Source organism: Pseudomonas sp. JDS28PS106, assembly GCF_036706555.1.
Taxonomy (GTDB): Bacteria; Pseudomonadota; Gammaproteobacteria; order Pseudomonadales; family Pseudomonadaceae; genus Aquipseudomonas.
Window position 1 is genome coordinate 1 of record NZ_JBAJGT010000017.1, and the last position, 26,436, is coordinate 26,436.

The window sequence follows — 26,436 nt, forward strand, 5'->3', positions numbered from 1 at the left end:
CGATCAACCGGATCGACGCTGCTTCTTCGCTGACTTCACTTCAAAACCTTGTAACTCATTGAATCAGAAGGCTTTTTCGTTTCCGTCTGCGCCGGAAGTGGGGCGAATTATAGAGACATTGAGAGGCGCGTCAACACTTAATTTCAAATCAGGCGAAATTAACCGCCAACCCCTTTTGCCTATATATAGAAGAGCTCCCAGGAGCTGATCATCAGATCACTCCCGCCTGGCGCAGCAAAGCGATTTCATCCGCACCCAGGGCCAGCCAGTCGTTCAGCACTTGCTCGCTATGTTCTCCCAGAAGCGGCGGAGCCCGACGGTACTCGACGGGAGTCTCCGACAGTCTTATCGGGCTGGCCACCTGCGGGACAACACCTCCTAACGCATGCGGCAGTTCGATCGCCAGCCCACGCGCCTGCACCTGGGGATCGGCGAACACCTGTGCCAGGTCATTGATAGGCCCGCACGGCACGCCTGCCGTTTCCAGTTCCGCTACCCACTGGGCGGTGGTCTTGAAAACCGTGGCCTGCCGAATCAAGGGTATCAACGCACTTCGGTTGGCAACCCGCAGCGTATTGGTCAGGAACCTGGGATCCTCCGCCCATTCGGGGTGCCCCGCCACTTCGGCGAACTTCCTGAACTGACCGTCATTGCCCACGGTAAGGATGAAATCACCATCAGCCGTTGGAAAGTCCTGATAAGGGACTATGTTCGGATGCGCGTTGCCCAGCCGGCGCGGAGCTGTTCCGGTCGTCAGGTAGTTCATCGCCTGATTCGCCAGACAGGCCACCTGCACGTCGAGCAGAGCCATATCGATATGCTGCCCTTCTCCGCTGCGGTCACGACTCGCAAGCGCCGCGAGTATGGCCGTGGCGGAATAGACACCCGTGAGAATGTCGGTCAGCGCGACACCCACCTTTACCGGTCCCGCGCCCTGCTCGTCGTCGCTGCGCCCCGTAAGGCTCATCAGGCCGCCAAGCCCCTGCACCATGAAATCGTATCCGGCGCGCCTGGCATAGGGCCCGGTCTGACCAAAGCCTGTGATCGAGCAATAGATCAGGCGAGGGTTGATTGCCTTGAGCGCGGCATAGTCAAGGCCATAGGCCCGTAGCCCGCCCACCTTGAAGTTCTCGATCAGAATGTCGGCCTTGGCAGCCAGCCCTTTGACCAGCTCTTGCCCTTCGGGCCTGGTGAAGTCGATGGTGACCGACTGCTTGTTGCGATTGGCGGAAAGGTAGTAGGCGGCCTCGCTGGAGGATTCGCCAGAAGGCGTCTTCAGAAACGGCGGCCCCCAGGAACGGGTATCGTCCCCGGTGCCGGGACGCTCGACCTTGACGACCTCGGCACCCAGATCGGCCAGGATCTGTCCCGCCCATGGCCCGGCCAGCACGCGCGACAGATCCAGTACCCGAAGGTGTGAAAGCGCTCCCATTGGCTTGCCTCCTTAATAGAAGGCCTGGATGCCCGTCTGGGCGCGGCCGAGAATCAGCGCGTGGACGTCATGGGTGCCCTCGTAGGTATTGACCACTTCCAGGTTGACCAGATGGCGAGCAATGCCGAACTCGTCGGATATGCCGTTCCCGCCCAGCATGTCCCGGGCCATGCGTGCCACGTCCAGCGCCTTACCGCATGAGTTGCGTTTCATGATGGAAGTGATCTCGACGGCAGCCGTGCCTTCGTCCTTCATGCGCCCCAGACGCAGGCAACCTTGCAGGGCCAGAGTGATTTCGGTCTGCATGTCCGCCAGTTTCTTCTGGACCAGTTGATTGGCGGCCAGCGGGCGACCGAATTGCTGACGATCGAGGGTGTACTGGCGCGCCGTGTGCCAGCAGAACTCCGCCGCTCCCAGGGCTCCCCAGGAAATGCCGTAACGCGCCGAGTTAAGGCAAGTGAATGGCCCTTTCAGACCGCGCACATCGGGGAAGATGTTCTCCTGCGGCACGAACACGTTATCCATCACGATCTCTCCGGTGATGGAAGCGCGCAGCCCGACTTTGCCGTGGATCACGGGTGCACTGAGTCCTGCCCAGCCTTTCTCAAGCACGAAACCCCTGATATCGCCTTCATCGTCCTTGGCCCAGACGACGAACACGTCGGCGATAGGGCTGTTGGTGATCCACATTTTGCTGCCCGTCAGACGGTAGCCGCCTTCTACTTGCCGGGCCCGGGTGATCATCGCTCCCGGATCGGACCCATGATTGGGCTCGGTCAGGCCGAAACAGCCGATCCATTCTCCCGAGGCCAGCTTGGGAAGGTATTTTTCCTTCTGCGCCTGGGTGCCGAATTCATTAATGGGCACCATGACCAGCGATGACTGAACACTCATCATGGAGCGATAACCGGAATCGACCCGCTCGACTTCACGGGCAATCAGCCCGTAGCAGACGTAGTTGAGACCACTGCCGCCGAACTCGGCCGGAATGGTCGCGCCGAGCAGACCCATTTCTCCCATCTCGCGAAAGATCGCCGGATCGGTCCGCTCATGCCGAAAGGCTTCCAGAACCCGGGGAGCGAGTTTGTTGCCGGCGAACTGCGCGGCACTGTCGCGAACCATTCGTTCTTCTTCTGTCAGTTGCTGGTCCAGCAACAGTGGGTCGATCCAGTTAAAGCTCGCCTTGCTCATGCCTCACCTCAGGGTATCGGGTCTGGAAATCGATCCTAGACCCGGGGAATGCCGGGCACAAACGATGAATACGCAATAGCGTGTGCTAATTTCTCACTCCGAAACTCCCTAAATGGGGTCGTTCCTTCACCCAAGGTGAGAGTCACGCACATGCGCCGCAAGATCCCCAGCACCGCCGCACTCGTCAGCTTCGAAGCCGCCGCTCGTCATGAGAGCTTCACCCTCGCCGCGCAAGAGCTTTCGCTGACGCAAGGCGCGGTCTGTCGCCAAGTCGCCGCCCTGGAAAGCTTTCTGGACGTACAGTTGTTCAAGAGAACCCGACGCGGGGTGAAACTGACTGAAGCAGGTCTCTCATACAGCAGGCGCATAGCCGCGCAACTTGACGCAGTGGAACGCGATACGTTGTCCGTGATGGGGCAGCAAGGTGCCAATGTGATCGATCTGGCCGTCGTTCCTACGTTCGGTACCCAGTGGCTGCTGCCGCGCCTCAAGGATTTCCAGCGTCTGCACCCGGAAGTGACGGTCAACCTGACCAATCGCACGCGACCTTTCCTGTTCGCCGACACAGAGTTTGACGCGGCCATCTATTTTGGCGATGGCGACTGGCCCGGCACCCAGGCCCATCGTCTGATGGGCGAAAACCCGATGCCGGTGTGCAGCCCTTCATTGATGGAGGATCAAAAGAGCCTGAGCACTGAAGTCATCGCCTCTCTGCCGCTGCTCCAGCAGACGACAAGACCTTACGCCTGGCGGCAATGGTTCAACGCCCAGGGAGCCAGCGTCGCCCGCGATCTTGCCGGGCCTCGGTACGAACTGTTCTCCATGTTGGCCCAGGCTGCCACCCATGAAATGGGGATCGCTCTGATTCCTCCGTTTCTGATTCAGCGGGAACTGCAAGACCACCGGCTGGTGATCGCCAACCCGCAAGCTCTTCAAAGCGACAAGGCGTATTACCTGGTGATTCCGGAACGCAAAACCAAGGCAGCGTCGCTTGAAGCCTTCAAGCTGTGGTTGGCCACGCAAACCGCCGCGTACCGGCTGCCCCGCGCCGAGGAATAGCCCTGCCACCATCAGGTAGTAGCACATCATCAGCACCTACAAATGTAAGGTAATGTCGCATCTGAGTAACTTGCCCGAAAACGAAGGAAGTAGGTCGACAAGCGCATTTCGCACACTTTCAGGCGATTTTCCTTTAAAAAACTTTGTTTTCCACTGAAATCTCAGGGTTTTTCCTCCAGCCCGCGTCTATCAAGGCCTCTAGCAGACTGCTGCGACAATAGGTCACAGGATGACTTGTAGTTAATCTATAGTCTCGTTACAGAATGTGTTGAACCCCCATTTCCGGACCTGCAAAATGCCTCGCCTCGTACACCACGGGGCGTGCTGATCGGCCTCGACAGACGCACCAGCCGTAGTGCCCTGGCCTGTCTATGAAGATAAAAAAAGATCGCGCAGGAGATTTGACGTGCACATTGGTGTTCCTCTTGAAACCCTACCGGTTGAGACGCGGGTTGCCGCAACCCCGGAAACCATCAAAAAGCTGGTCAGCCAAGGCCACAGAATCACTGTGCAAAGCGGAGCCGGCATTCAAGCCAGCGTCCCGGACAGTGCCTATGTCGCCGCGGGAGCAACCATAGGCAGCCTCGAAGAAGCGTTCGGAGCGGAACTGGTTCTGAAAGTGACCGCGCCCAATGACGCTGAACTGGCATTGATGAAACAGGGCGCGCTGCTCGTCGGCATGCTCAATCCGTTCAATGACCAGACCATCGCCAGAATGGCCGCCCAGGGCGTCACCGCTTTCGCTTTGGAAGCCGCGCCGCGCACTTCCCGAGCGCAGAGCCTCGACGTGCTGTCCTCCCAAGCCAACATTGCCGGTTACAAGGCCGTGCTGCTGGGCGCCCATCATTATCCGCGCTTCATGCCGATGCTGATGACCGCTGCGGGCACTGTGAAGGCTGCGCGGGTGCTGATCCTGGGCGCCGGAGTCGCCGGTCTGCAGGCTATCGCCACCGCCAAGCGTCTGGGTGCCGTGGTCGAGGCTTCCGACGTACGTCCCGCGGTGAAGGAGCAGATCGAGTCGCTGGGTGCCAAATTCATCGACGTGCCTTACGAAACCGATGAAGAACGCGAATGCGCCGAAGGTGTTGGCGGTTATGCGCGCCCGATGCCTGCCAGCTGGATGCAGCGTCAGGCGGCGGCGGTCCACGAGCGTGCGAAACAGGCAGACATCGTGATCACCACTGCGCTGATACCCGGTCGCAAGGCCCCAGTGCTGCTGAGTGCCGACACCGTTGCGCAAATGAAGCCCGGTTCGGTGGTCATCGATCTGGCAGCCGCTCAGGGCGGCAACTGCCCGCTTACGGTCGCGGATAAGGTCGTGGTCGAACACGGCGTGACCATCGTCGGCCATACCAACCTGCCCGCGCTGGTCGCCGCCGATGCTTCGGCGCTGTACGCACGCAACCTGCTGGATTTCATGAAGCTGCTGTTCGACAAGGAAGGCATGCTTTCGATCAACCTCGAAGACGACATCGTCGCCGCGTGCCTGATGTGCCGCGACGGCCAGGTCATCCGCAAGAACAGCTGAGGACGCTACCCATGGAAGAGCTGATCTCTCCCGGTATCTACAACCTGATCATTTTCGTGCTGGCTATCTATGTCGGCTATCACGTGGTCTGGAACGTTACCCCCGCCCTGCACACCCCTCTGATGGCGGTTACCAACGCAATTTCCGCCATCGTGATCGTCGGTGCGATGCTCGCGGCGGCGCTGACCGTTACGCCTCTGGGCAAGACCATGGGCACGCTGGCCGTCGCTCTGGCGGCGGTGAACGTATTCGGTGGTTTTCTCGTCACCCGGCGCATGCTTGAGATGTTCAAGAAAAAGGCACCAAAAACCAAGGACGAGGTGCAGAAGTAATGAGCATGAACCTGGTAACCCTGTTGTACCTGATCGCCTCGGTCTGCTTCATTCAGGCGCTCAAAGGGCTCTCGCACCCGACCACTTCCCGGCGCGGCAACCTGTTCGGCATGCTGGGCATGGCCTTGGCTGTCGTCACCACCATTGGTCTGGTCTACAAGCTGGCCGCGCTGTCGACGGCGAGCGCGGGCATCGGCTACATCATCGTGGGCTTGCTGGCAGGCGGCACCGCCGGCTCGATCATGGCAAAGCGCGTCGAGATGACCAAGATGCCGGAACTGGTGGCCTTCATGCACAGCATGATCGGTCTGGCGGCCGTGTTCATCGCAATCGCCGCGGTCGTGGAGCCTCAGTCGCTGGGCATCGTCCACAACCTCGGCGATGCGATTCCGGTGGGTAACCGTCTGGAGCTGTTCCTGGGCGCGGCCATTGGCGCGATCACTTTTTCCGGTTCGGTCATCGCTTTCGGCAAATTGTCCGGCAAATACAAGTTCCGCCTGTTCCGGGGCGCTCCGGTACAGTTCGCCGGCCAGCACAAGCTGAATCTGGTGCTGGGCCTGGCGACCCTGTTCTTCGGCCTGACCTTCATGTTCACCGGCAACCTGGCCGCGTTCGCCATCATGCTGGCTCTGGCGTTCGTGATCGGCGTGCTGCTGATCATCCCCATCGGCGGCGCGGACATGCCCGTGGTCGTTTCCATGCTCAACAGTTATTCAGGCTGGGCGGCGGCGGGAATCGGCTTCTCGCTGAACAACTCGATGCTGATCATCGCCGGTTCGCTGGTCGGTTCTTCCGGCGCGATCCTGTCGTACATCATGTGCAAGGCGATGAACCGCTCCTTCTTCAACGTCATCGGCGGCGGCTTCGGAGGCGCGGCGGATGCCGGAGGCCCGGCGGGCGCCAAAGAAGCGCGGCCGGTCAAATCCGGTTCGGCGGACGACGCCACCTTCCTGCTGACCAACGCCGACACCGTGATCATCGTGCCGGGCTACGGTCTGGCAGTCGCCCGCGCGCAGCATGCACTCAAGGAGCTGACCGAAAAGCTGGTTCATCGCGGGGTGACGGTCAAGTACGCCATTCACCCGGTTGCCGGTCGGATGCCGGGACACATGAACGTGTTGCTGGCTGAAGCCGAGGTCCCTTACGACCAAGTCTTCGAGATGGACGACATCAACTCCGAATTCGGCCAGGCTGATGTAGTGCTGGTGCTGGGCGCCAACGACGTGGTCAACCCGGCCGCCAAGAATGACCCGAAATCGCCGATCGCGGGCATGCCGATTCTCGAAGCGTTCAAAGCCAGGACCATCATCGTCAACAAGCGCTCCATGGCGAGCGGTTACGCCGGTCTGGACAACGAACTGTTCTATCTCGACAAGACCATGATGGTGTTCGGCGACGCCAAGAAGGTGATCGAGGACATGGTGAAGGCCGTGGAAAACGCATAACGTCACTCGCCTGCCGTGAAGGCTCCGGATCGCTCAACGACCGGGGCCTTTTTACATTCCGCGTAACAGTGTTTTGCGCTGAAAGCCGCTAATTAGAGCCCTCCAATGCGACCTTGGTAGCGGGACGGATAATCTCCAACTCACTAGACTTGGCGCTCGCTTCCTCTATCCGAGAACAAGACTCCATGTACCGTGATCGTATTCGCCTGCCCTCCCTGATGGACAAGGTAATGAGCGCCGCAGACGCTGCTGCCTTGATCGAAGATGGCATGACCGTCGGCATGAGCGGCTTTACCCGCGCCGGTGAAGCCAAGGCCGTTCCGGTCGCGCTGGCCGCCCGCGCACTGCTGACGCCGCTCAAGATCAGCCTCATGACCGGCGCCAGCCTGGGCAACGACCTCGACAAGCAGCTTACTGAAGCGGGCGTTCTGTCGCGGCGCATGCCCTTCCAGGTCGACAGCACCCTGCGCAAGGCGATCAACAGCGGCAACGTGATGTTCATCGACCAGCATCTGTCCGACACGGTCGAACAGCTGCGCAACCGGCAGATCAAGGCAGTGGACGTCGCGGTCATCGAATGCGTGGCGATCACCGAGGACGGGCATCTGGTACTGAGCACCTCGGTTGGCAACTCGGCCAGCTTCGCAATCCTGGCGAAACAGGTCATCGTCGAGATCAACCTGTCCCAGCCGCTGGAACTCGAAGGGCTGCATGACGTTTACATCCCCAGCTACCGCCCCACGCGGCTGCCGATTCCGGTTCTGGAAGCCGACTCGCGAATCGGCAGTCACGCCGTACAGATCGATCCGTCGAAGATCGTCGGCATCGTCATCAGCGACCGGCCCGACTCACCTTCCACCGTTTTGCCGCCTGACGAAGATACCCAGGCCATCGCCAGCCATCTGGTGGAATTCTTCAAGAAAGAAGTCGATGAAGGTCGCTTGACCAACAAGCTGATGCCGCTGCAAGCCGGCATCGGGACCATTGCCAACGCGGTGATGCATGGTCTGCTCGATTCGCCTTTCGAAGATATGACGATGTACTCCGAAGTGCTGCAGGATTCGACCTTCGACTTGTTCGACGCCGGCAAGCTGAGTTTCGCCTCGGGCAGCTCGATGACGCTGTCGGCGACCAAGCATGCGCAGGTGTTCGCCGACTTCAATCGCTATAAATCCAGGCTCGTGCTGCGCCCGCAGGAGATCTCCAACCATCCGGAAGTGATCCGCCGCCTGGGTATCATCGGGATCAACACCGCGCTGGAGTTCGATCTGTATGGCAACGTCAACTCGACGCATGTCTGCGGCACGCGAATGATGAACGGCATCGGCGGTTCGGGAGACTTCTCGCGCAACGCCCACCTGGCGATCTTCGTCACCAAGTCGATTGCCAAGAACGGCGCGATCTCCAGCGTGGTGCCCATGGTCAGCCATGTCGATCACACCGAGCATGATGTCGACATCCTCGTTACCGAGCAGGGCCTGGCTGATCTGCGCGGCCTCGCTCCCCGTGAGCGCGCTCGGGTCATCATCGACAACTGCGTGCATCCGAGCTATCGCGAAGCTTTGAACCGTTACTTCGCAGCAGCATGCGAACGTGGCGGCCACACTCCCCATGTCCTCAGTGAAGCCCTGAGTTGGCACATCAACCTTGAACAGACCGGCAGTATGTTGGCCGTGTGACAAACACAGTTTCCAGTGGGTTGCGATTCCTAGCGCCCACTGACACAGCTTACCCGTCGCAGATTTCAAAAACTGTACTTCTGTACCGGTCAAAAACCCACTCAAACGAGGGTAATTCCACAGGGGCCGGGATTAAATGCACTGATAAGGTGCGGACCGATACAGTTGCCCCATTTATGAACAAAACAGTACCCCTAAACAGTTAACTGAGCTCACACAATACAGACCAACTGTGTCTATGGAAGCTGTCTGACCGAGAGGAAAATGGGCACCAGTCAAGTCACCGTCTAATCCCGCCACAAGCGGAAGGAAGTCGCACCATGGAACGTACAGTCAGTTCCGACCTGTTCAACACCAGCTCCACCACTGCTCCAAAAGCTGCTCTGCCCCTGCGCATGTTCGCTAACCTGATGCTCTGGCAGCGTCGCCTCTCCAGCCGCCACCAGCTGGCTCGTCTGGACGCACGTCTGCTCGCCGACGCAGGTATCAGCGAAGCCCAGCGTTACGAAGAGCTGAGCAAGCCGTTCTGGCGCTAATACCGCGCCCGCTGGCCCAGGCTTGATGCCTCCCGCCAGCACCGAATTCTTCAACGAAACCCGCCCGGGCATACCAGGCGGGTTTCGTCGTTATGAGCCTGCGGAAAACGATCCGGCGAACAGATACAGTTGAACAAGATCATAAACGTATCAGTACAGTTAAAATCGATCACTGGCATTGCGCTGCGATGACAAGGCAGGCGGGCCTGCGCTAGGCTTAGGTTCATTACGCCCCATGCCGTCATTGCACGCTCGGGGTTCGGATATCTGGCTATCTCACATGACGGACTCAATCATGACCCTGGTACGAATTTTCGGCGCAGCTGTACTGTTGACGGCGGCTGTAAGCGCAAACGCTTCGAGCTTCATCGTGACGACCGACACGATCGTCGACGCGGTGGCAGCATCGACCGACGCTACTTCGGACCTGACGTCCTCGCTACGAGACGACAAGATCGTGCGAGAGGCCCGGGACGAGGCCGCAAGTTTCGTTGGCAGCGATGGAGAAATTCGTGGCGCCCGGCTGGAAAGCGCGTTGAACCATATCCGTCAGCAGCTCCCGCAACTGCAAGCCACGGATACGCAGCTGGCCCAGGCGATTCTGGCCATCTGAGCAACCACTGCCCCGGCAGCCGGCCTGCCGGGGTAGCCCTCATGACAGCATTACGCTAGCCTTGCCGCTCGTTCCGCCGCTTGACAGAAAACCATGCGTTCATTGCCCCTCGTACTCCTGGCTTCCATTGCCTGCCTGCTCTGCATCAGTCCCGCTCAAGCGTTCGATACGACTACCCAGGGCCTGGTCAAGACCGGGTATGTGACCAGTCAGGTCACCTCCGCGCCGTTCGATAACAAAGTGATACTTGCAGCCCAGGATGACGCCGCAGCGTTCGTCGCTTCGGACGGTCAGTACAAGGGCGCGAGGCTGGAAGCCGCGTTTCGCAGCCTGCGACACAATCACGCAAAACTTCATGCCAGCGACCTTGAACTGGCGCAGGCAATCCTCGTCCAATAAGCACTTTTTTGAACCTAGCGTTACTGGAGACGTTTCTACATGCGCACCCCGCTGATAGCCGCCACCCTCGGCCTGCTGTTGATCGCTGATTTCGCCCAGGCCCAGACCGTTGTGGCAACGAGCAATATCATCGTTCGCGCTTTCGGTCGCTCCATCGATTTCACCTCCGACACCACCACTTCCATCCGTGACTCGAAAGTCGTCGTGGAAGCCAAGGACGATGCCGCCAGCTATGTCGCAACCGGTGGCGACATTCATGGCGCGCAACTCGATGCGGCCTTCGATGCACTGCGCAGCCGCGTACCGGAAGCACGCGATGCCAGCGACCAGACTCTGGCCGAAGCAATTCTCGCACTGTGAGGCGTCTTGGCGTCTGGCTGCTGGCCGGCGCATTGTCGCTGGCCGCGACTCATGCCATCGCCGGCCTGAAGCTGCAGCTCGACGCCAATGAGCTGACCCCACCGCAGCGTCAGGCGAGCCAGACACTGCTTGACGAAGCCGTAAGCGCGTTGCCGCCCGGCTTCGTCACCCGGCTGGACCGAACGATCGAAGTCAGCTGGTCCGACGACATGCCGGCCAATGCCTACGGCCAGGCCGCCGGTCCCTATCAGCTGTATCTCAATTCCCGTCTGCTCGCGCCGCTCGCCGACGGCACGGCCGCGAAGGAACAGACCGGTCGCCCGCACGGAACGGTCCGTCGGGAACTGCTCGCCACCGTGCTGCATGAGCTGACCCACGTTTATGATCGCGCGCGCCTGTGGTCATCGGCTGACCGCGCCCTGATCTTCCAGTGCTCGCGCCGTGGCAGCACGCTGGGCAAAGTCGGATTGCCCGACGAATGCCGAGGACAGACGGAACGGCGCTTTACCCTCAGCGACGATCCACGCCTGCTGGACCTGGCCGGCTGGCCGCAATATGTCGGGAAGCGTGGCGAGCGGGAGCAACACAACGGCCAGGTTGTGCGTAGCCCGGATCTATACGAAGTCAGCAGCCCGCTGGAATTCGTGGCGGTCAACATGGAGTACTTCCTGCTCGATCCGGCCTATGCCTGCCGTCGTCCCGCGCTTTATGCGTGGTACAAGGCGCACTTCGGATGGGCGCCGGCGGCAAAAAGCGAGTGCCCGACTGTTTATCCGTATCTGAATGCGGGTAACGATTTCGGACGCGAACCGTTGGGCAAGCTGGATCCGGAACGCGTTTACGCGGTCGATTACCTGCTGGCAGAGGCCAACCAGAACTGGGTCAGCCGCTGGGGTCACAGCATGCTGCGACTGGTGATCTGCAAGCCAGGACGCCCGCGCGGGCCGGACTGCCGACTGGACCTGGACCAGCATCTGGTTCTGTCCTATCGGGCTTTCGTGGGCGATGTGCAGTTGTCCAGCTGGGACGGACTGATGGGTGCCTACCCGTCCCGACTATTCGTTCTGCCGCTGGGCCAGGTGATCGACGAGTACACCAAGACCGAACTTCGCAGCCTGGCGTCCGTGCCGCTGACGCTTTCGCGCCCGGAGATCGAAGGTCTGGTGCAGCATGCCGCCGAGATGCACTGGAGCTACGACGGCAACTACTACTTCCTGTCCAACAACTGCGCGGTGGAAAACCTCAAGCTGCTGCGCAGCGGCACGCATAATCCGAAGCTGGTCGGCCTGGACAGCATCCTTCCCAACGGCCTGCTCGAAGTGCTCAAAGGCCGTGGTCTTGCCGATACCAGCGTGCTGGACGACCCGAAGGAAGCCTTGCGCCTGGGTTATCGGTTCGATTCCTACCGGGACCGGTATCAGGCCATGTTCGAGGTGCTGAAGAAAAATCTGCCGATCGATCAGACAACGGTCGAGGACTGGTTGTCTCTACCTGCCGAGAAGCGCCGCCAATGGTTCGCCAATGCGGACCTGCGTACGAGCGCTGCGATTCTGCTGCTGGAACAGGCTAGCCTGCGTCGCCAGCTGCTGGTCGCCCAGGACGAAGTGAAGCAGCGCTATCTCGGGGCTCGGGAGCAACAGCCGGACAACGTGTCGAATGCCACACGCACGCTGCAGCAGCTTCTGGAAAGCAGCGGTTTTCTGAGTCGTCCCGCCGAACTGCTGGGCAGTGACGGTTACGGTCTGCCGCAAGCCGGGGAATGGACACGTCTGGAAGCGGAAAGCAGTCAGCGTCAGAAGCAGTTGAAGCGACTGACCGGAGATCTGGATAAGGAAGTTCGCGCTTTGCTGGAGCCGGAACGCGCCAGGGAAATCGCGGCCAACGAAGCTAACCTCAAACAGGTCGGCGAACACCTGCGGACGCTGCACAAGGCGGCGGGCGGTCTGCAACTGCCCTGATCGATGGCGCTGCCTCGGTGAAGGCAGCGCGCAGAAGCATCAGCGAATGCTGTTGATGCTGCCTTTATTGCCGGTCACTTTGACGTCGACCTTCTTGAAGATGAAGTAGTCCTTCACGTTGACTTCGTAGCGTGGCGCAACGATCAGGTCGGCGCCGGAGGATTTCACTGCCTTGTAGGCGGCAGCCGCTTTGGTCGTGGCGACCGGATCGGGGAATGGCAGTGCCAGACCGCCACCGCTTGCGCCCGCGCCGCCGTAGGTCACGCCGTCGGCGAACTGGGTATCGCCGCCAAAGGCCAGGAAGTTGAACAGAATGTTGGTGGACGACTCACCGGTGATGGTGCCGCCAACCTTGACGTCCGCCTTGAGATCCGCCTTGACCGTGCTGTCCAGAGGGGCGACCGGCTGGCTCGCGTTGTAGCTCACGCAGCCGCTGGTGGTAACGATCAGGGTAGCGACCGCGGCGGACATCCATAGCTTTTTCATCATGACTTTCCAGTTGTTGTTTATAAAGTGCAGCAGGGCCGCGACTTTAAGGGAATAACCAAGAGGAAGAAGTCAGGCGAATCCGCATGTGGCTGAGGTAAACAAACGCTGATAAGTAGGAAAAGTCTCTGCATGTGGCCAGCATGATCCAAAGGAGAACGCTCTCCTTTCATCGACCGGTATGACGAAAAACGGGCACCCAACCTGGTTGGCGCGCCCGTTTCAGTGACCGCCCGCCTGTACGGGGCGTGCAGCGTCTATCAAGGATTCACACTGTCTTTGAGCGCTTTGCCCGGCTTGAAGGCTACGGTGTTGCTGGCTTTGATTTTTACCGGCTCTCCGGTTTGCGGGTTCTTGCCGGTACGCGCGCCGCGATGACGTTGCAGGAACGTGCCGAAACCGACCAGCGTGACGCTGTCCTTGCGATGCAGGGCGTTGGTGATTTCTTCGAGGACGGCGTTGAGGACGCGATTGGACTGTTCTTTGGTGAGGTCCGCCTTTTCAGCAATGGCGGCTGCTAGATCTGGTTTACGCATATGAAGCCTCTTTATGGTTTTTGTTTTTATGTCCCGCGCCGCTTGGGAGACGGCAACCGGCACCGCAACGGCTCTGCGCTGCGGTCAACGTGAACGAGGATGGCATGCCGTCCGTGCCCGCGCCAGCCCATGCGGCGCGATATTCGAAAGAAAACGGCGGGCTATCCGACAAAATGAACCGAAATCAGCTCATCAGTGCAGGCAGCGCTTTGTTCAGCGCCAGTTTTTGCATAACGGCCGTTCCGGTCAGCGCGTAGCCAAGCAGCTCGCCTTGAGCGCCGTGGCATAGCGCGGTGATGTCCGCCCCCTGCCCTTCGATTCTCCAGGTGCCTTCGACGCCACGCGGGGGTGGCGAAACCACCAGAGGACAGGCCGGGGTCTTGACCGTAATGGGCATCGGGCCGTACTTCACCGCTGTCGGCGAACCCGCAAGCGTCTGGGCCAGCGCCCGGGCGCACGACATCAGCGGCATCACGTACAGCAGGTTGAGCCCGTCGACTTCGGCACAATCGCCCAGCGCGTAGATGTTGGTGTGGGAGGTCTGCAAATGGCGGTCAACCTGAATGCCTCGATTGATCTGCAATCCGGCCGCGGCGGCCAGTTCGACTCTGGGGCGAAGACCAATGGCCGAGACCACCAGATCGCATTCGATGATCTGACCGTCGGAGAGGTGCGCTTCCAGGCTGTCTTCAACGCGTTGCAGGCGCGTCAGCACTGGCCCCAGATGAAATCTGGCTCCCAGCGTTTCAAGACCGGTCTGCACGGCGGATGCGGCTGCCGGCGGCAGCAGGGTCGGCATGATCTGCTCGCAGGGCGCGACCAGATCGACTTCATACCCACCGAGCATGAGGTCATTGGCGAACTCGCAACCGATCAGGCCGGCCCCGAGGATCAGCACACGTCGCTTGCCATGTGCCGCTGTCCGGAACCGGCCATAGTCCTGGAGATCGTTCACCGAGTAGACAGCATCGGCGGCATCGCCCTGCACGGGGACCAGGATGCTTTCGGCGCCCCAGGCCAGAATCAGGTCGCGGTAATAAAGCGCTTCTTCATTTATCCACACCCGCTGGTGGCCCGGATCGATGCCACTGACTCGGGTATGGGTGCGGATCTCGGCCTTCAACTGCTCGGCCATGAGGCTCGGCTCAGCCATGCTCAAGCCGTCGGCGTCCTTGTTCTTGCCGAAACCCGTGGACAGCATGGGTTTGGAATAGGAGCGGCCATCGTCGGCCGTAATGAGCACCAGCGGCGTATCGCCATCCAGCTTGCGAAATTCCCGGGCCAGGTTATAGCCCGCAAGGCCGGTTCCGATGATGACGACAGGTGCGCTCATTGCCACTCCAGGGTTCAGGCGATTTCGATCATTTCAAAGTCGGTCTTGCCGACGCCGCAGTCGGGGCAGAGCCAGTCTTCCGGCACATCTTCCCAGCGGGTCCCCGGCGCGATGCCGTCGTCCGGCCAGCCGTCCGCTTCGTTATAGATCAGGCCACAGACGATGCATTGCCACTTCTTCATGATTCGGACTCTCTCGGTATTCAGGCTGAACGTTGCGTGGCGGTCTGTTGCCGCCTGAACGGGTTTGTACTGATCGACGCGCCAGTATGCAAGTCTGTTTATGTAAGCGGCGCTGCGCCCGACGCTCAGTCGAGGGTGGCAATCATGCTAAGCTCGCGGCCTCGATGATTGCCGATAATCGCTAACCGTGACCCAGCAGACCTCCGCATTGATGCTTGCAGCCTGGCTTGAGCGCGAGCAGTTGAACGACACTCCAGAGCCGGCGATGCTCGAATGGCTGTTCAATCAGGACTCCCTGACCCGCCGCCTTACACACCTTTCGCAAGACAGGTTCAGCGTCTTGCCGCTGCAGGAAGGCTGGCAGATCTTGCGTGACGATGAATGCGCGGCGTTGCACATTCCGGTCGCCAGTGAGGGCTGGGTGCGCGAGGTCTATCTGCTCGGACATGACGAAAAATGGGTGTTCGCTCGCAGCGTCGCCGCGCGCAGTGCGCTGCTGGCCAGTGGCTTGAACATGGAGGCGCTTGGCACGCGCTCGCTGGGTGAGTTGCTGTTCAGCGACCCCGCCTTCGAGCGCGGCCCGCTGCAGGTGTGCCGATATCCGGCAGACTGGTTGCCGGCATCCGACGCCATGCCGGGTCTCTGGGCTCGTCGCTCGTGCTTCAGCCGTGGTCCGCTGAGCCTGGTGGTCACCGAAGTTTTCCTGCCCGACCTGTGGAATGCGATTCAGACCAAGGAACACGCCTGATGTACCTCTCGCTGCTCAAGTCTCTCAATCGTCTGAATCCCCGCGCCTGGGACTTCATTCAGCTGACCCGCATCGACAAGCCAATCGGCATCTACCTGCTGCTCTGGCCGACCTTGTGGGCGGTCTGGATCGCCGGGAAAGGCTCGCCGTCGCTGGCGAACGTGCTGATTTTCGTCGTTGGTGTGTTCCTGATGCGCGCCGCGGGCTGCGTGATCAATGACTTTGCCGACCGCAAGGTCGACGGACACGTCAAGCGCACTGAGCAACGCCCGCTGGTGAGTGGCAGGATCAGCGGTCGCGAGGCTCTGGTGCTGTTCGCGATTCTGGTGGGCCTGAGCTTTCTGCTGGTGCTCATGACGAATGCCACGACCATATGGCTGTCATTCGGCGGCTTGGCGCTGGCCGCGTGTTATCCATTCATGAAGCGTTACACCTACTACCCGCAGGTGGTGCTGGGCGCTGCGTTTTCATGGGGCATGCCCATGGCGTTCACCGCCGAAACCGGTGAACTGCCGGCCGCGGCCTGGCTGCTGTATATCGCCAATCTGTTGTGGACCGTGGGATATGACACCTACTACGCCATGGTGGACCGCGACGATGACCTCAAGATCGGCGTCAAATCCACCGCCGTGCTGTTTGGCGACGCGGACCGGACCATCATTCTCGTCCTGCAAGGCCTGGCGCTTGGCTGCCTGGCACTAGCGGGCGCACGTTTCGAACTGGGCGGCTTCTTCTATGCCGGCCTGGCGGCAGCCGCCGCGTGCTTCGCCTGGGAGTACTACAGCACTCGCCTGCGGGACCGCGACGCCTGTTTCAAGGCGTTCCTTCACAACCACTGGGCAGGGCTGGCGATCTTCCTGGGAATCGTGGCCGATTACGCCGTGCGATAAGCGGCCGGCCTCTGACCGGCCGCCCTGCGCTCAGGGTTTGGCGACGTGCCAGACGCCACCTTTGCCATCGCCTTCGATGTCGCCTGCCTTGGCGTCATTCTTGAAGGTATACAGCGGCTTGCCCGCATACGCCCACTGGCGTGTCTTGTCGTCGCGGGTGACCACCGTCCATTTGCCTTGCGCGGCGCTGTCGGCCTCGGCAGCGAGCGGCGGCCAGTTCACGGCGCACTGATCGTTGCAGGCAGATTTGCCGGCCGAGTCCTTGTCGAACGTGTACAGCGTCTTGCCTTCGAGATCCACCAGCTTGCCGCCTTCGATCATGGCCGGTTCGGCGGCGAAAGCCATCGCGGGCGCGGTCAGGGCGACCGCCAGCAGCATGCGCATCAGTACAGCGGAGAGATTGACCATCGGATGCCTCCTCTTATTGTTGTCGGCCCGATCAAGCTTAGCTTCGCGCTCGGCTACCGTGCTAGCCTCCTCGCAATCTGTCACACGACTGCAATAATTCCGTTATCTAATGCGCCCCAAGACAGTTGAATGACAAGAGGTTCAAGCATGGCTGGCAGGAGCATCCTGATCGTTGACGACGAAGCGCCGATTCGCGAAATGATCGCTGTTGCATTGGAAATGGCCGGCTATGACTGCATGGAAGCCGAAAACTCTCAACAGGCCCATGCGATCATCGTCGATCGCAAGCCCGACCTCATTCTGCTCGACTGGATGCTGCCCGGCACCTCCGGCATCGAACTGGCCCGCCGCCTCAAGCGCGATGAGCTGACCGGAGACATTCCGATCATCATGCTCACCGCCAAGGGCGAAGAGGACAACAAGATCCAGGGCCTGGAGGTCGGTGCCGACGACTACATCACCAAGCCCTTCTCGCCACGCGAACTGGTCGCGCGCCTCAAGGCCGTGCTGCGCCGCGCCGGGCCGACCGACGGCGAAGCGCCGATCGAGGTGGGCGGTCTGCTGCTGGACCCGATCAGCCATCGCGTGACCATCGACGGCAAACCGGCGGAAATGGGGCCAACCGAGTACCGCCTGTTGCAGTTCTTCATGACCCACCAGGAACGCGCCTACACGCGCGGCCAGTTGCTGGACCAGGTGTGGGGAGGCAATGTCTATGTCGAGGAGCGTACCGTTGACGTACACATCAGGCGCCTGCGCAAGGCGCTGGGCGATGCCTATGAAAACCTGGTCCAGACCGTGCGCGGCACCGGCTACCGCTTCTCCACGAAAAGCTGAAGCGGTACGCCCAGACACGGGGCGCAAGCCAAGACAAGGATGTACGCTTAATTGAACCAGAATTGGTACGGCACCCTGATACGCCACATGTTGCTGCTGGTCTCGGCATGCCTGCTGGTCGGGCTGGTCAGCGGCGAATATGGCTGGAGCCTGGCGATCGGGCTGGGGCTGTATCTGGCCTGGACCCTCAAACAACTGCTGCGCCTGCACGACTGGCTGAGCAGCCACAAGGCCGATGAGCCCCCGCCCGATGGCTATGGCCTCTGGGGCGAGGTGTTCGACAGCATCTACCACCTGCAGCGTCGCGATCAGCGCGTACGTGGCCGGCTGCAAGCCGTGATCGATCGCGTTCAGGAGTCCACCGCCGCCCTCAAGGATGCGGTGATCATGCTCGACAGCGAGGGCAACCTGGAATGGTGGAACCGCGCCGCTGAAACGCTGCTTGGCCTCAAGACTCCTCAGGACAGCGGGCAACCGGTCACCAATCTGGTCCGGCATCCGCGCTTCAAGGAGTACTTCGCCCACGGCAACTATGCCGAGCCGCTGGAGATCCCCTCGCCCAGCAACGATCACATGCGCATTCAGATGCTGATCACCCGGTACGGCAACAACGAACACCTGATGCTGGTGCGCGATGTCACCCGGATTCATCAGCTGGAGCAGATGCGCAAGGACTTCGTCGCCAACGTATCCCATGAGCTGCGCACCCCGTTGACCGTGATCTTCGGGTACCTGGAAACGCTGCTGGACAACGTCGAGGAAGTGAACCCGCGCTGGGTTCGCGCACTACAGCAGATGCATCAGCAAGGCGGACGCATGCAGACGCTGCTCAATGACCTGTTGTTGCTCGCCAAGCTGGAGGCCACCGACTACCCGTCGGACAACTACCCGGTGGACACCGCCGAGCTGCTCAAGACCATCAAGGGCGATGCCCAGGCACTTTCGGGCAGCAAGAACCAGACGATCGTGCTGGATATCGAGAGCGACATGCGCCTCAAAGGCAGTGAGACCGAGCTCCGCAGTGCCTTCTCCAATCTGATTTTCAATGCGGTGAAATACACGCCGGCTGAAGGACACATCCGCATTCGCTGGTGGGCAGACGGCCGAGGAGCACATCTGAGCGTGCAGGATTCGGGCATCGGTATCGAAAGCAAACATCTGTCGCGCCTGACAGAACGCTTCTATCGCGTCGATACCAGTCGGGCTTCCAACACTGGCGGCACCGGGCTGGGCCTGGCGATCGTCAAACATGTGCTGTTGCGCCATCGCGGCACGCTGGAGGTCAACAGCGTGCCGGGCAAAGGCAGTGTTTTCATCTGTCACTTCGCGGCCGTGCAGCTCGCCAAAGCCGGCGACGGGGAGCCTGCCTACTAGGCAAGCTGGCCCGCAGCCGCTACATTGCCTCGTTCAAGGCGCAACATTTCGCCACAGTCTTACCCTTTTCAGACTCTACGGACTCCGTAAAACCCCACCATGGACCCTTCCCCTAGTTTTACCCTGGCTTCCCTGTTCGCCGATTTCGGCATGATTCTTTTCGCATTGTTCCTGGTTCTGCTCAACGGCTTCTTCGTCGCCGCCGAGTTCGCCATGGTCAAACTGCGCTCGACCCGCGTCGAAGCCATTGCCGACAAAAGCGGCTGGCGCGGGCATATCCTGCGCAAGGTCCATGGCCAGCTGGACGCTTATCTGTCGGCCTGTCAGCTTGGCATCACCCTGGCGTCACTCGGCCTGGGCTGGGTCGGAGAACCCGCCTTCGCGCACCTGCTCGAACCGTTGCTCGCGGCGTTGGGCGTGGATACTCCGGAAGTCATCAAGGCCATCTCTTTCTTCACGGCCTTCTTCATCATTTCCTATCTGCACATCGTGGTCGGCGAGCTGGCCCCCAAATCCTGGGCGATCCGCAAGCCCGAGCTGCTGTCGCTGTGGACGGCGGCACCGCTGTATCTGTTCTACTGGCTGATGTATCCGGCGATCTACCTGCTCAACGCCAGCGCCAACACCATCCTGCGCATCGCAGGCCAGGGCGAGCCGGGCCCGCACCACGAGCATCACTACAGCCGTGAAGAACTCAAACTGATCCTGCACTCCAGCCGCGGCCAGGACCCGAGCGACCAAGGCATGCGTGTTCTGGCGTCGGCGGTGGAAATGGGCGAGCTGGAAGTGGTCGACTGGGCCAACTCCCGGGAAGACCTGGTGACTCTGGACTACAACGCGCCGCTCAAGGAAATCCTGGCCCTGTTCCGCCGCCACAAATTCAGCCGCTATCCGGTCTACGATGCCGAGCGCGGCGAGTTCGTGGGCCTGCTGCACATCAAGGACCTGCTGCTCGAACTGGCGGCGCTCGATCACATCCCCGAGTCGTTCAACCTTGCCGAGCTGATCCGTCCGCTGGAGCGTGTGTCGCGGCACCTGCCGCTGTCCCAGCTGCTGGAGCAGTTCCGCAAGGGCGGCGCGCACTTTGCGCTGGTCGAGGAAGCGGATGGCAAGGTCATCGGTTACCTGACCATGGAAGACGTGCTCGAAGTGCTGGTCGGCGACATCCAGGACGAACATCGCAAGGTCGAGCGCGGCATTCTGGCCTATCAGCCGGGCAAACTGCTGGTGCGCGGCGACACGCCTCTGTTCAAGGTCGAACGCCTGCTGGGCATCGACCTGGACCACATCGAAGCGGAAACGCTGGCCGGCCTCATTTACGAAACCTTGAAGCGGGTGCCGGAAGAGGAAGAGCAGATGGAAGTCGAGGGCCTGCGCATCATTATCAAGAAGATGAAAGGTCCGAAGATCGTGCTGGCGAAGGTGTTGAAGATCGATTGATCACGTATAACCTGTGGGAGGGAGCGCAGCTCGCGACACAAACAACGCGGTCTGTCAGGCAAACCGTGTCGGTTCTGTCGCCAGCTTCGCTGCCTCCCACAAATCAATTCCCGCCCACGGCAAAATTGGGCAGGCTCTGCACCGGCTGGGCGAATTCATAGGGAATGGATTCCAGCGCCAGGCCGGTATTGCGTTGGACCACGAAGTGCAGATGCGGCCCGGTGCTGTTGCCGGTATTCCCGGATTTGGCCAGTGCGCTGCCGACGTTCACTCGCTGGCCTTCCTGAACGACCACCGAGCCGCGCATCAGGTGCAGATAGACGCCCATGGTGCCGTCGTCGTGCAGGATCCTGACGAAATTCCCCGCCGGGTTCGATCCACGTCCGGTCTGGTCGTTCTCGACCTTGACCACGGTTCCCGCTCGCGCCGCGATGATCGGCGTGCCGACCGGCATGGCGATGTCTCGCGCATAGCGCCCTTTGGGACCGTAATGGCTGTATTGGCCACCCGGCCCCTGCGTCAGCCGGAACGGCCCGCCTATCCACGGCAGCGGATAGCGGTAGGCATGGGTCGCCACCTTGGGGTCGCCCAGAGTCGAGGTGAGCATCGAGGCGTAATTCATGGCCTTGCCGGGCACTTTGGGGCTCAGCACGACCACACGCTGATTGCTGCGCGCCGCGATGGTCCTGCGCAGCGTCGAGGATGAGCCCGAAACGCCCAGCACGTTCTTGATTCCCGAGAGTTTCAGCTCGACTTCGACCGGCGCATACAGATCGTTGCGCACGTAGAGGCTGTGAACACCTTTATCGCGCTTGACGCTCAGATGCACCTGGCGCTCGAAGCGCTCCACCATCCGGTCCTTGAACACCACCACCGAAGCGCCACGGGCCGGTCGGTCCGTGAAGGACACCACGCCATCGGCATCAGTGAATTTGTAGATCGTGACTGCCCCGGCCGTTTGCGCGGCCAGCGTCAAGGCGAACAGTATCAGTAGGCGCTCAAGCATCGGGGCAGGTCTGGATCGTGGCGATGAATGCCCAGCCTAGCAGCGTTGCAGGCAAAAGAGGAATCGCGGGTATCAATCGGCAACAGGCCGGGCGTCAATAGTTTCGCGCCAGCGCAGAGATTATGAGGCGATCCTGACCGCAGGACGCCCCATCGGACGATCAGGCGCCTGGAACGAAGTGTTTCTGCGCCGTGCCGCGCGCTATCAGGCGCGACAGGTAATCGAGCTTTTGCGCGTCCTGATCGACGAAACGGAAGGTGAGTTGCAACCATTCGCTGTCAGGCTTCTGCTCGAACGCAACGATGGCGTGAACGTAACCATTGAGACGCGCGACTTCATTGCTTTCGCCCTGCTCCAGATCCAGTACCGCGCTGTCGAGAATCTGCGGCAGGTTCTCGGTACGACGCACGACCAGCAGCGCTTCCTTGAGACTCAGCGCCTTGATCACGCAGGACTGCACGCCATTGGGCAGACGCAACTGGCCCTGTCCGCGCCCAGCCGGCTCCGCTGATTTGGTCGGTACCGCCGGCGCACGGGCGATGCCGCCCGCTGCCGGGGCTGCCGCGGCTGCGGGTCGCACGACTTCCGCCTTGCCGCCGGTCAGGGCGCTCAGCGAATCATTGAGCGGCGAGCTCATGCGCGCGGGCGCCGAGGACATCACTGCATCCAGCTTGCCGACCCGGGCCAGAGCTTTCTTGACCTTGGTCAGCAGTTGTTCGTTGGTGAACGGCTTGCCGACGAAGTCAGTTACGCCGGCCTGAATGGCCTGCACGACGTTTTCCTTGTCGCCACGGCTGGTCACCATGATGAAAGGCACGGTTTTCAGATAGTTGTTCTGCTCACGGCACCATGCAAGCAGCTCGAGACCGGACATCTCGGGCATTTCCCAGTCGCACAGAATCAGATCGAAGGATTCCTTGCTCAGGATGATCTGGGCCTTGCGCCCGTTGACCGCATCCTCGGTGTGAATGCCGGGGAAGTAATTGCGCAGCCCTTTTTTCACCAGATCGCGAATGAACGTCGCGTCGTCCACCACCAATACACTGACCTTACTCATCGACGCTCCTGCGGACGTGTTCACCACGAAGGCGACTGCGGTATGCCAACACGCCCTATGTTTCGGCAAGCATAGCGTTGACTCATAGCCAACTGCCATATTGATTGACTGCGCCAGGCGCTTTTCTACGCGGGCGACTTGGATGTTCGCGCCTGGGAACGAAAAACGCCCAGCGCAGGCCGGGCGTTTTTTTCGCAGGCAATCTTACTTATCGTCAGGGCTGCCTGGAACATTAGCGGTTTCGCTTGAGATACCTTGCACTTCTTCCTTCATGCGCTTGAGGCCCATGTGGCGTACGTCGGTGCCGCGTACCAGATAGATGACCAGTTCAGAGATGTTGCGGGCATGGTCGCCGATACGCTCCAGCGAACGCAGGACCCAGATCACGTTCAGGACCCGGGAAATCGAACGTGGGTCTTCCATCATGTAGGTTGCCAGTTCGCGCAGCGCGGTCTTGTACTCGCGGTCGATGACCTTGTCGTACTGGGCGACGGACAGCGCCAGCTCGGCATCGAAACGAGCGAAGGAATCCAGCGCATCGCGGACCATGTTGCGCACCTGATCGCCGATGTGGCGCACTTCCACATAACCGCGAGGCGCTTCACCTTCCTCGCACAGCTGAATAGCGCGGCGCGCGATCTTGGTCGCTTCGTCGCCGATGCGCTCCAGGTCGATCACCGACTTGGAGATGCTGATGATCAGACGCAGGTCGGAAGCCGCCGGCTGGCGACGCGCGAGGATGCGCAGGCATTCCTCGTCGATGTTGCGCTCCATCTGGTTGATCCGGTCATCGACTTCCCGAACACGCTGCGCCAGGCCCGAGTCGGCCTCGATCAGCGCGGTCACCGCATCGTTGACCTGCTTCTCGACCAGCCCGCCCATTTCGAGCAGATGGCTGCGAACGTCTTCGAGTTCAGCGTTGAACTGTTGGGAGATGTGATGTGTATGGCTGTCTTTATGGATCATGCTGAATATCCTTGGAACGTCCGGTGAATGCGAAAACGCAGCGGTGATTCAGGTTCGAGGAAGCACGTCCTAGCCGTAACGACCGGTGATGTAGTCTTCCGTCTGTTTTTTTGCCGGATTGGTGAACAAGGTATCTGTGTCACCGTATTCGACAAGCTTGCCCATGTACATGAACGCGGTGTAATCCGACACCCGAGCCGCCTGCTGCATGTTGTGGGTGACGATCACAATGGTGTATTTGGATTTCAGTTCGTAGATCAGCTCTTCGACTTTCAGCGTCGAAATCGGGTCGAGCGCCGAGCAGGGTTCATCGAGCAGCAGCACTTCGGGTTCCACGGCAATCGTGCGGGCGATGACCAGACGTTGCTGCTGGCCGCCGGACAGGCCCAGGGCCGACTCGTGCAGCCGGTCCTTGACCTCGTCCCAGAGCGCCGCGCCCTTGAGCGCCCACTCCACCGCCTCGTCGAGCATCCGCTTCTTGTTGATGCCCTGGATGCGCAAGCCGTACACCACGTTTTCGTAGATGGTCTTGGGAAACGGGTTGGGTTTCTGGAACACCATGCCGACGCGCCGACGCAGCTCCGCGACTTCTTCGCCGCGGGTATAGATATTGTGGCCGTAGAGGTTGATCGCCCCTTCGACCCGGCAGCCGTCGACCAGATCGTTCATCCGGTTGAAGGTGCGCAGCAAGGTCGACTTGCCACAGCCGGACGGGCCGATGAACGAGGTGACCTTCTGCTTGGGAATGTTGAGGGCGATATCGAACAGCGCCTGTTTGTCGCCATAGAACAGGTTCAGGCCGGGGACCTCGATCGCCACCGTTTCGTCAGCCAGATGCAGGCCTTGCTTCTTGCGCCTCAAGGGGGACATGTTCACGCCTTGAGTGGAGCTGTGGTGTTGCATGGTCTGCTCCTGTGCGAACCATTGATTTCATCAGGCCACCCGTCCAGGTTGGAGGGCAGCGCTCTCGGATCAGGTGTCCAGCGCCTTGTACTTTTCCCGCAGATGGTTGCGGATCGCGACGGCCGACAGGTTCAAGAACGCGATCACCAGCACCAGCAGCAGCGCGGTGGCGTACACCAGCGGACGCGCCGCTTCGACATTCGGGCTCTGGAAGCCGACATCGTAGATATGGAAGCCCAGATGCATGATCTTCTGATCCAGGTGCAGGTAGGGGTAATTGCCATCCACGGGCAGCGACGGCGCCAGCTTGACCACACCCACCAGCATCAGCGGCGCGACCTCACCGGCTGCCCGGGCGACCGCCAGAATCAGGCCGGTCATCATTGCCGGGCTGGCCATTGGCAGGACGATCTTCCAGAGGGTCTCGGCCTTGGTTGCGCCCAGCGCCAGCGAACCTTCGCGCAAACTGAGCGGAATGCGCGCCAGCCCTTCCTCGGTCGCGACAATCACCACCGGAACCGCGAGCAAGGCGAGGGTCAGCGATGCCCACAGCAGGCCGGGCGTACCGAAGGTCGGTGCCGGCAGCGCTTCAGGGAAAAACAGCCGGTCCAGCGACCCGCCCAGCACGTAGACGAAGAAACCCAGGCCGAACACACCGTAGACGATCGCCGGAACACCGGCGAGGTTGTTCACGGCAATCCGGATCAGGCGGGTCATCGGCCCCTGGCGGGCATATTCGCGCAGATAGACCGCCGCCAGCACCCCGAACGGGGTCACGATGACTGCCATGATCAGCGTCATCATCACCGTGCCGAAAATCGCCGGGAAGATTCCGCCCTCGGTGTTGGCTTCCCGCGGTTCTTCACTGAGGAATTCCCACAGCTTCTTGAAATAGAACCCCAGCTTGCTGAAGGTGCCCATGCCGTTGGGCTGGTAGGCGTGAACGACCTTGCCGAGGCTGATTTCGACGTCCTGGCCATTGGCGTCGCGGGCGGTGAGGCTGTCGCGACCGATGGACTGGTGCAGCTCGGCGAGTCGTTGTTCGATCGCCTGGTAGCGCGCGTCCAGCTCCGCCCGTTCGGCGTCCATGTCGGCCTGAGCCGCGGCATTCAGGCTGCCGTCCAGTTCCAGCTTGCGTTTGTGCAGGCGCAGGCGCTCGATGCCATGGTTGATGGCGCCGATGTCCTTGCGTTCCAGATCATAGAGTTCGGCGGCCAGTCGCGTGACGCGCTCGATGCGTTCCTGAAGCATGGGCCAGGCTGCCTGACCTTCGCCGATGACTTTGCCGTTTTCCTTGATGTTGATCAGATAGCCGTAGAAGTTGCCCCACTCGCGGCGCTCAAGGGTCATCAGGTCGAGCGGATGGCTGCGTTCGGTCAGCCAGTCGCCGACCACCCACACGAAGTCGCCGGCACCGAGATCCCGGTTGCCGACCTTGAACAGCATCCGGGTCATGAGCTCCGGTCCGTCGTCGCTGACCGGCAGGCCGGAGCCTTTGAGCCGCGCGCGCGGCACCTGTTCGGTTTCCACCTGCTCACCCACCATCATCCGCGCCGGCTGGCCGGGGATCTGATAGTGCGCGGCGACCAGATCGGCAGGCCAGAAATGGCCCAGGCCGCGTACCGCAATGACGATCAACAGACCGATGGTCATGATCACCGCGATGGAAACCGCGCCCGCGCTCATCCAGATGCCGGGAGCACCGCTTTTGAACCAGCTGTTGAAGGATTTGCGCTTC

General features: G+C 60.8%; 27 protein-coding genes. 15 read left to right on the top strand and 12 right to left on the bottom strand.

What is annotated here, in order from left to right; genetic code table 11:
- Positions 1-211: 211 nt before the first annotated feature.
- Both TRP66_RS20920 and TRP66_RS20925 read right to left on the bottom strand, forming a co-directional pair.
- Positions 212-1,432, bottom strand: coding sequence for a CaiB/BaiF CoA transferase family protein (locus TRP66_RS20920; RefSeq protein ID WP_333406727.1), 1,221 nt, complete (start codon positions 1,430-1,432; stop codon positions 212-214).
- Positions 1,433-1,444: 12 nt separating this feature from the next.
- Positions 1,445-2,623: an acyl-CoA dehydrogenase gene (locus tag TRP66_RS20925; protein ID WP_333406729.1), complete on the bottom strand. Its 1,179-nt coding sequence runs from the start codon at positions 2,621-2,623 to the stop codon at positions 1,445-1,447.
- 150 nt (positions 2,624-2,773) lie between these two features.
- Here TRP66_RS20925 and TRP66_RS20930 point away from each other — a divergent pair, with 150 nt between their 5' ends.
- From TRP66_RS20930 to TRP66_RS20975, 10 genes are all read left to right on the top strand, one after another.
- Positions 2,774-3,682, top strand: a complete 909-nt coding sequence (locus TRP66_RS20930) for a LysR family transcriptional regulator (RefSeq protein ID WP_333406731.1) — start codon at positions 2,774-2,776, stop codon at positions 3,680-3,682.
- A gap of 406 nt (positions 3,683-4,088) precedes the next feature.
- The gene (locus TRP66_RS20935) at positions 4,089-5,210 is read left to right on the top strand and encodes a Re/Si-specific NAD(P)(+) transhydrogenase subunit alpha (RefSeq protein ID WP_333406733.1); all 1,122 of its coding nucleotides are present in this window, start codon (positions 4,089-4,091) and stop codon (positions 5,208-5,210) included.
- An 11-nt stretch (positions 5,211-5,221) separates the two neighbouring features.
- Positions 5,222-5,542 (top strand): NAD(P) transhydrogenase subunit alpha, encoded by a 321-nt coding sequence (locus TRP66_RS20940; RefSeq protein ID WP_333406734.1) that lies wholly within the window; start codon positions 5,222-5,224, stop codon positions 5,540-5,542.
- Positions 5,542-6,987, top strand: coding sequence for an NAD(P)(+) transhydrogenase (Re/Si-specific) subunit beta (locus TRP66_RS20945; protein WP_333406736.1), 1,446 nt, complete (start codon positions 5,542-5,544; stop codon positions 6,985-6,987). The genes TRP66_RS20940 and TRP66_RS20945 overlap by 1 nt, the downstream gene beginning before the upstream one ends.
- A 185-nt stretch (positions 6,988-7,172) precedes the next feature.
- Entirely contained in the window at positions 7,173-8,666 is a 1,494-nt protein-coding gene (locus TRP66_RS20950; protein ID WP_333406738.1) for an acetyl-CoA hydrolase/transferase family protein, read from the top strand.
- A 320-nt stretch (positions 8,667-8,986) separates the two neighbouring features.
- Complete coding sequence (locus TRP66_RS20955; protein WP_333406740.1) at positions 8,987-9,202, top strand: DUF1127 domain-containing protein; 216 nt, start codon at positions 8,987-8,989, stop codon at positions 9,200-9,202.
- A gap of 295 nt (positions 9,203-9,497) precedes the next feature.
- The gene (locus TRP66_RS20960) at positions 9,498-9,815 is read left to right on the top strand and encodes a DUF2388 domain-containing protein (RefSeq protein WP_333406742.1); all 318 of its coding nucleotides are present in this window, start codon (positions 9,498-9,500) and stop codon (positions 9,813-9,815) included.
- A 93-nt stretch (positions 9,816-9,908) separates the two neighbouring features.
- Positions 9,909-10,214: a DUF2388 domain-containing protein gene (locus TRP66_RS20965; RefSeq protein ID WP_333406744.1), complete on the top strand. Its 306-nt coding sequence runs from the start codon at positions 9,909-9,911 to the stop codon at positions 10,212-10,214.
- Between the two features lie 39 nt (positions 10,215-10,253).
- Positions 10,254-10,574: a DUF2388 domain-containing protein gene (locus TRP66_RS20970; protein WP_333406746.1), complete on the top strand. Its 321-nt coding sequence runs from the start codon at positions 10,254-10,256 to the stop codon at positions 10,572-10,574.
- Positions 10,571-12,532 (top strand): DUF7844 domain-containing protein, encoded by a 1,962-nt coding sequence (locus tag TRP66_RS20975; RefSeq protein ID WP_333406748.1) that lies wholly within the window; start codon positions 10,571-10,573, stop codon positions 12,530-12,532. Before TRP66_RS20970 ends, TRP66_RS20975 begins: the two co-directional genes overlap by 4 nt.
- A 39-nt stretch (positions 12,533-12,571) precedes the next feature.
- Here TRP66_RS20975 and TRP66_RS20980 read toward each other — a convergent pair whose 3' ends face one another.
- The 4 genes from TRP66_RS20980 to TRP66_RS20995 form a co-directional block, all read right to left on the bottom strand.
- The gene (locus TRP66_RS20980) at positions 12,572-13,018 is read right to left on the bottom strand and encodes a hypothetical protein (RefSeq protein WP_333406750.1); all 447 of its coding nucleotides are present in this window, start codon (positions 13,016-13,018) and stop codon (positions 12,572-12,574) included.
- Between the two features lie 260 nt (positions 13,019-13,278).
- Positions 13,279-13,554, bottom strand: coding sequence for an HU family DNA-binding protein (locus TRP66_RS20985; protein WP_125829470.1), 276 nt, complete (start codon positions 13,552-13,554; stop codon positions 13,279-13,281).
- 184 nt (positions 13,555-13,738) lie between these two features.
- Positions 13,739-14,887, bottom strand: a complete 1,149-nt coding sequence (locus TRP66_RS20990) for an NAD(P)/FAD-dependent oxidoreductase (RefSeq protein ID WP_333406752.1) — start codon at positions 14,885-14,887, stop codon at positions 13,739-13,741.
- Between the two features lie 14 nt (positions 14,888-14,901).
- Entirely contained in the window at positions 14,902-15,069 is a 168-nt protein-coding gene (locus tag TRP66_RS20995) for a rubredoxin (protein WP_333406754.1), read from the bottom strand.
- Positions 15,070-15,256: 187 nt separating this feature from the next.
- On the opposite strand from TRP66_RS20995, the gene TRP66_RS21000 reads away from it, so the two are divergent.
- Together TRP66_RS21000 and ubiA are read left to right on the top strand one after the other, a co-directional pair.
- Positions 15,257-15,817: a chorismate--pyruvate lyase family protein gene (locus tag TRP66_RS21000; protein WP_442965240.1), complete on the top strand. Its 561-nt coding sequence runs from the start codon at positions 15,257-15,259 to the stop codon at positions 15,815-15,817.
- Positions 15,817-16,707, top strand: coding sequence for a 4-hydroxybenzoate octaprenyltransferase (gene ubiA, locus TRP66_RS21005; RefSeq protein WP_333406756.1), 891 nt, complete (start codon positions 15,817-15,819; stop codon positions 16,705-16,707). The genes TRP66_RS21000 and ubiA overlap by 1 nt, the downstream gene beginning before the upstream one ends.
- Before the next feature lie 30 nt (positions 16,708-16,737).
- Here the strand turns inward: ubiA and TRP66_RS21010 are convergent, their stop codons facing one another.
- Positions 16,738-17,115: a COG4315 family predicted lipoprotein gene (locus TRP66_RS21010; RefSeq protein ID WP_333406758.1), complete on the bottom strand. Its 378-nt coding sequence runs from the start codon at positions 17,113-17,115 to the stop codon at positions 16,738-16,740.
- Between the two features lie 147 nt (positions 17,116-17,262).
- Here TRP66_RS21010 and phoB point away from each other — a divergent pair, with 147 nt between their 5' ends.
- From phoB to TRP66_RS21025, 3 genes are all read left to right on the top strand, one after another.
- Positions 17,263-17,952, top strand: coding sequence for a phosphate regulon transcriptional regulator PhoB (phoB, locus tag TRP66_RS21015; RefSeq protein ID WP_322166693.1), 690 nt, complete (start codon positions 17,263-17,265; stop codon positions 17,950-17,952).
- Positions 17,953-18,039: 87 nt separating this feature from the next.
- Positions 18,040-19,326 (top strand): phosphate regulon sensor histidine kinase PhoR, encoded by a 1,287-nt coding sequence (phoR, locus tag TRP66_RS21020; RefSeq protein WP_333406884.1) that lies wholly within the window; start codon positions 18,040-18,042, stop codon positions 19,324-19,326.
- Between the two features lie 99 nt (positions 19,327-19,425).
- Positions 19,426-20,766, top strand: coding sequence for a hemolysin family protein (locus TRP66_RS21025; protein WP_333406762.1), 1,341 nt, complete (start codon positions 19,426-19,428; stop codon positions 20,764-20,766).
- 103 nt (positions 20,767-20,869) lie between these two features.
- Here TRP66_RS21025 and TRP66_RS21030 read toward each other — a convergent pair whose 3' ends face one another.
- From TRP66_RS21030 to pstA, 5 genes are all read right to left on the bottom strand, one after another.
- Positions 20,870-21,772, bottom strand: a complete 903-nt coding sequence (locus TRP66_RS21030; RefSeq protein WP_333406764.1) for a M23 family metallopeptidase — start codon at positions 21,770-21,772, stop codon at positions 20,870-20,872.
- Positions 21,773-21,932: 160 nt separating this feature from the next.
- Positions 21,933-22,829 carry a response regulator gene (locus TRP66_RS21035; RefSeq protein ID WP_333406766.1) on the bottom strand — a complete coding sequence of 299 codons (897 nt, stop codon included), beginning with the start codon at positions 22,827-22,829 and terminating at the stop codon, positions 21,933-21,935.
- A gap of 204 nt (positions 22,830-23,033) precedes the next feature.
- Complete coding sequence (gene phoU, locus TRP66_RS21040) at positions 23,034-23,795, bottom strand: phosphate signaling complex protein PhoU (RefSeq protein ID WP_333406768.1); 762 nt, start codon at positions 23,793-23,795, stop codon at positions 23,034-23,036.
- 69 nt (positions 23,796-23,864) lie between these two features.
- Entirely contained in the window at positions 23,865-24,698 is an 834-nt protein-coding gene (gene pstB, locus TRP66_RS21045) for a phosphate ABC transporter ATP-binding protein PstB (protein WP_333406770.1), read from the bottom strand.
- A gap of 69 nt (positions 24,699-24,767) precedes the next feature.
- On the bottom strand, positions 24,768-26,384 hold the full coding sequence (gene pstA / locus TRP66_RS21050) for a phosphate ABC transporter permease PstA (RefSeq protein WP_333406886.1): 1,617 nt from the start codon (positions 26,382-26,384) through the stop codon (positions 24,768-24,770).
- Positions 26,385-26,436: the final 52 nt, after the last annotated feature.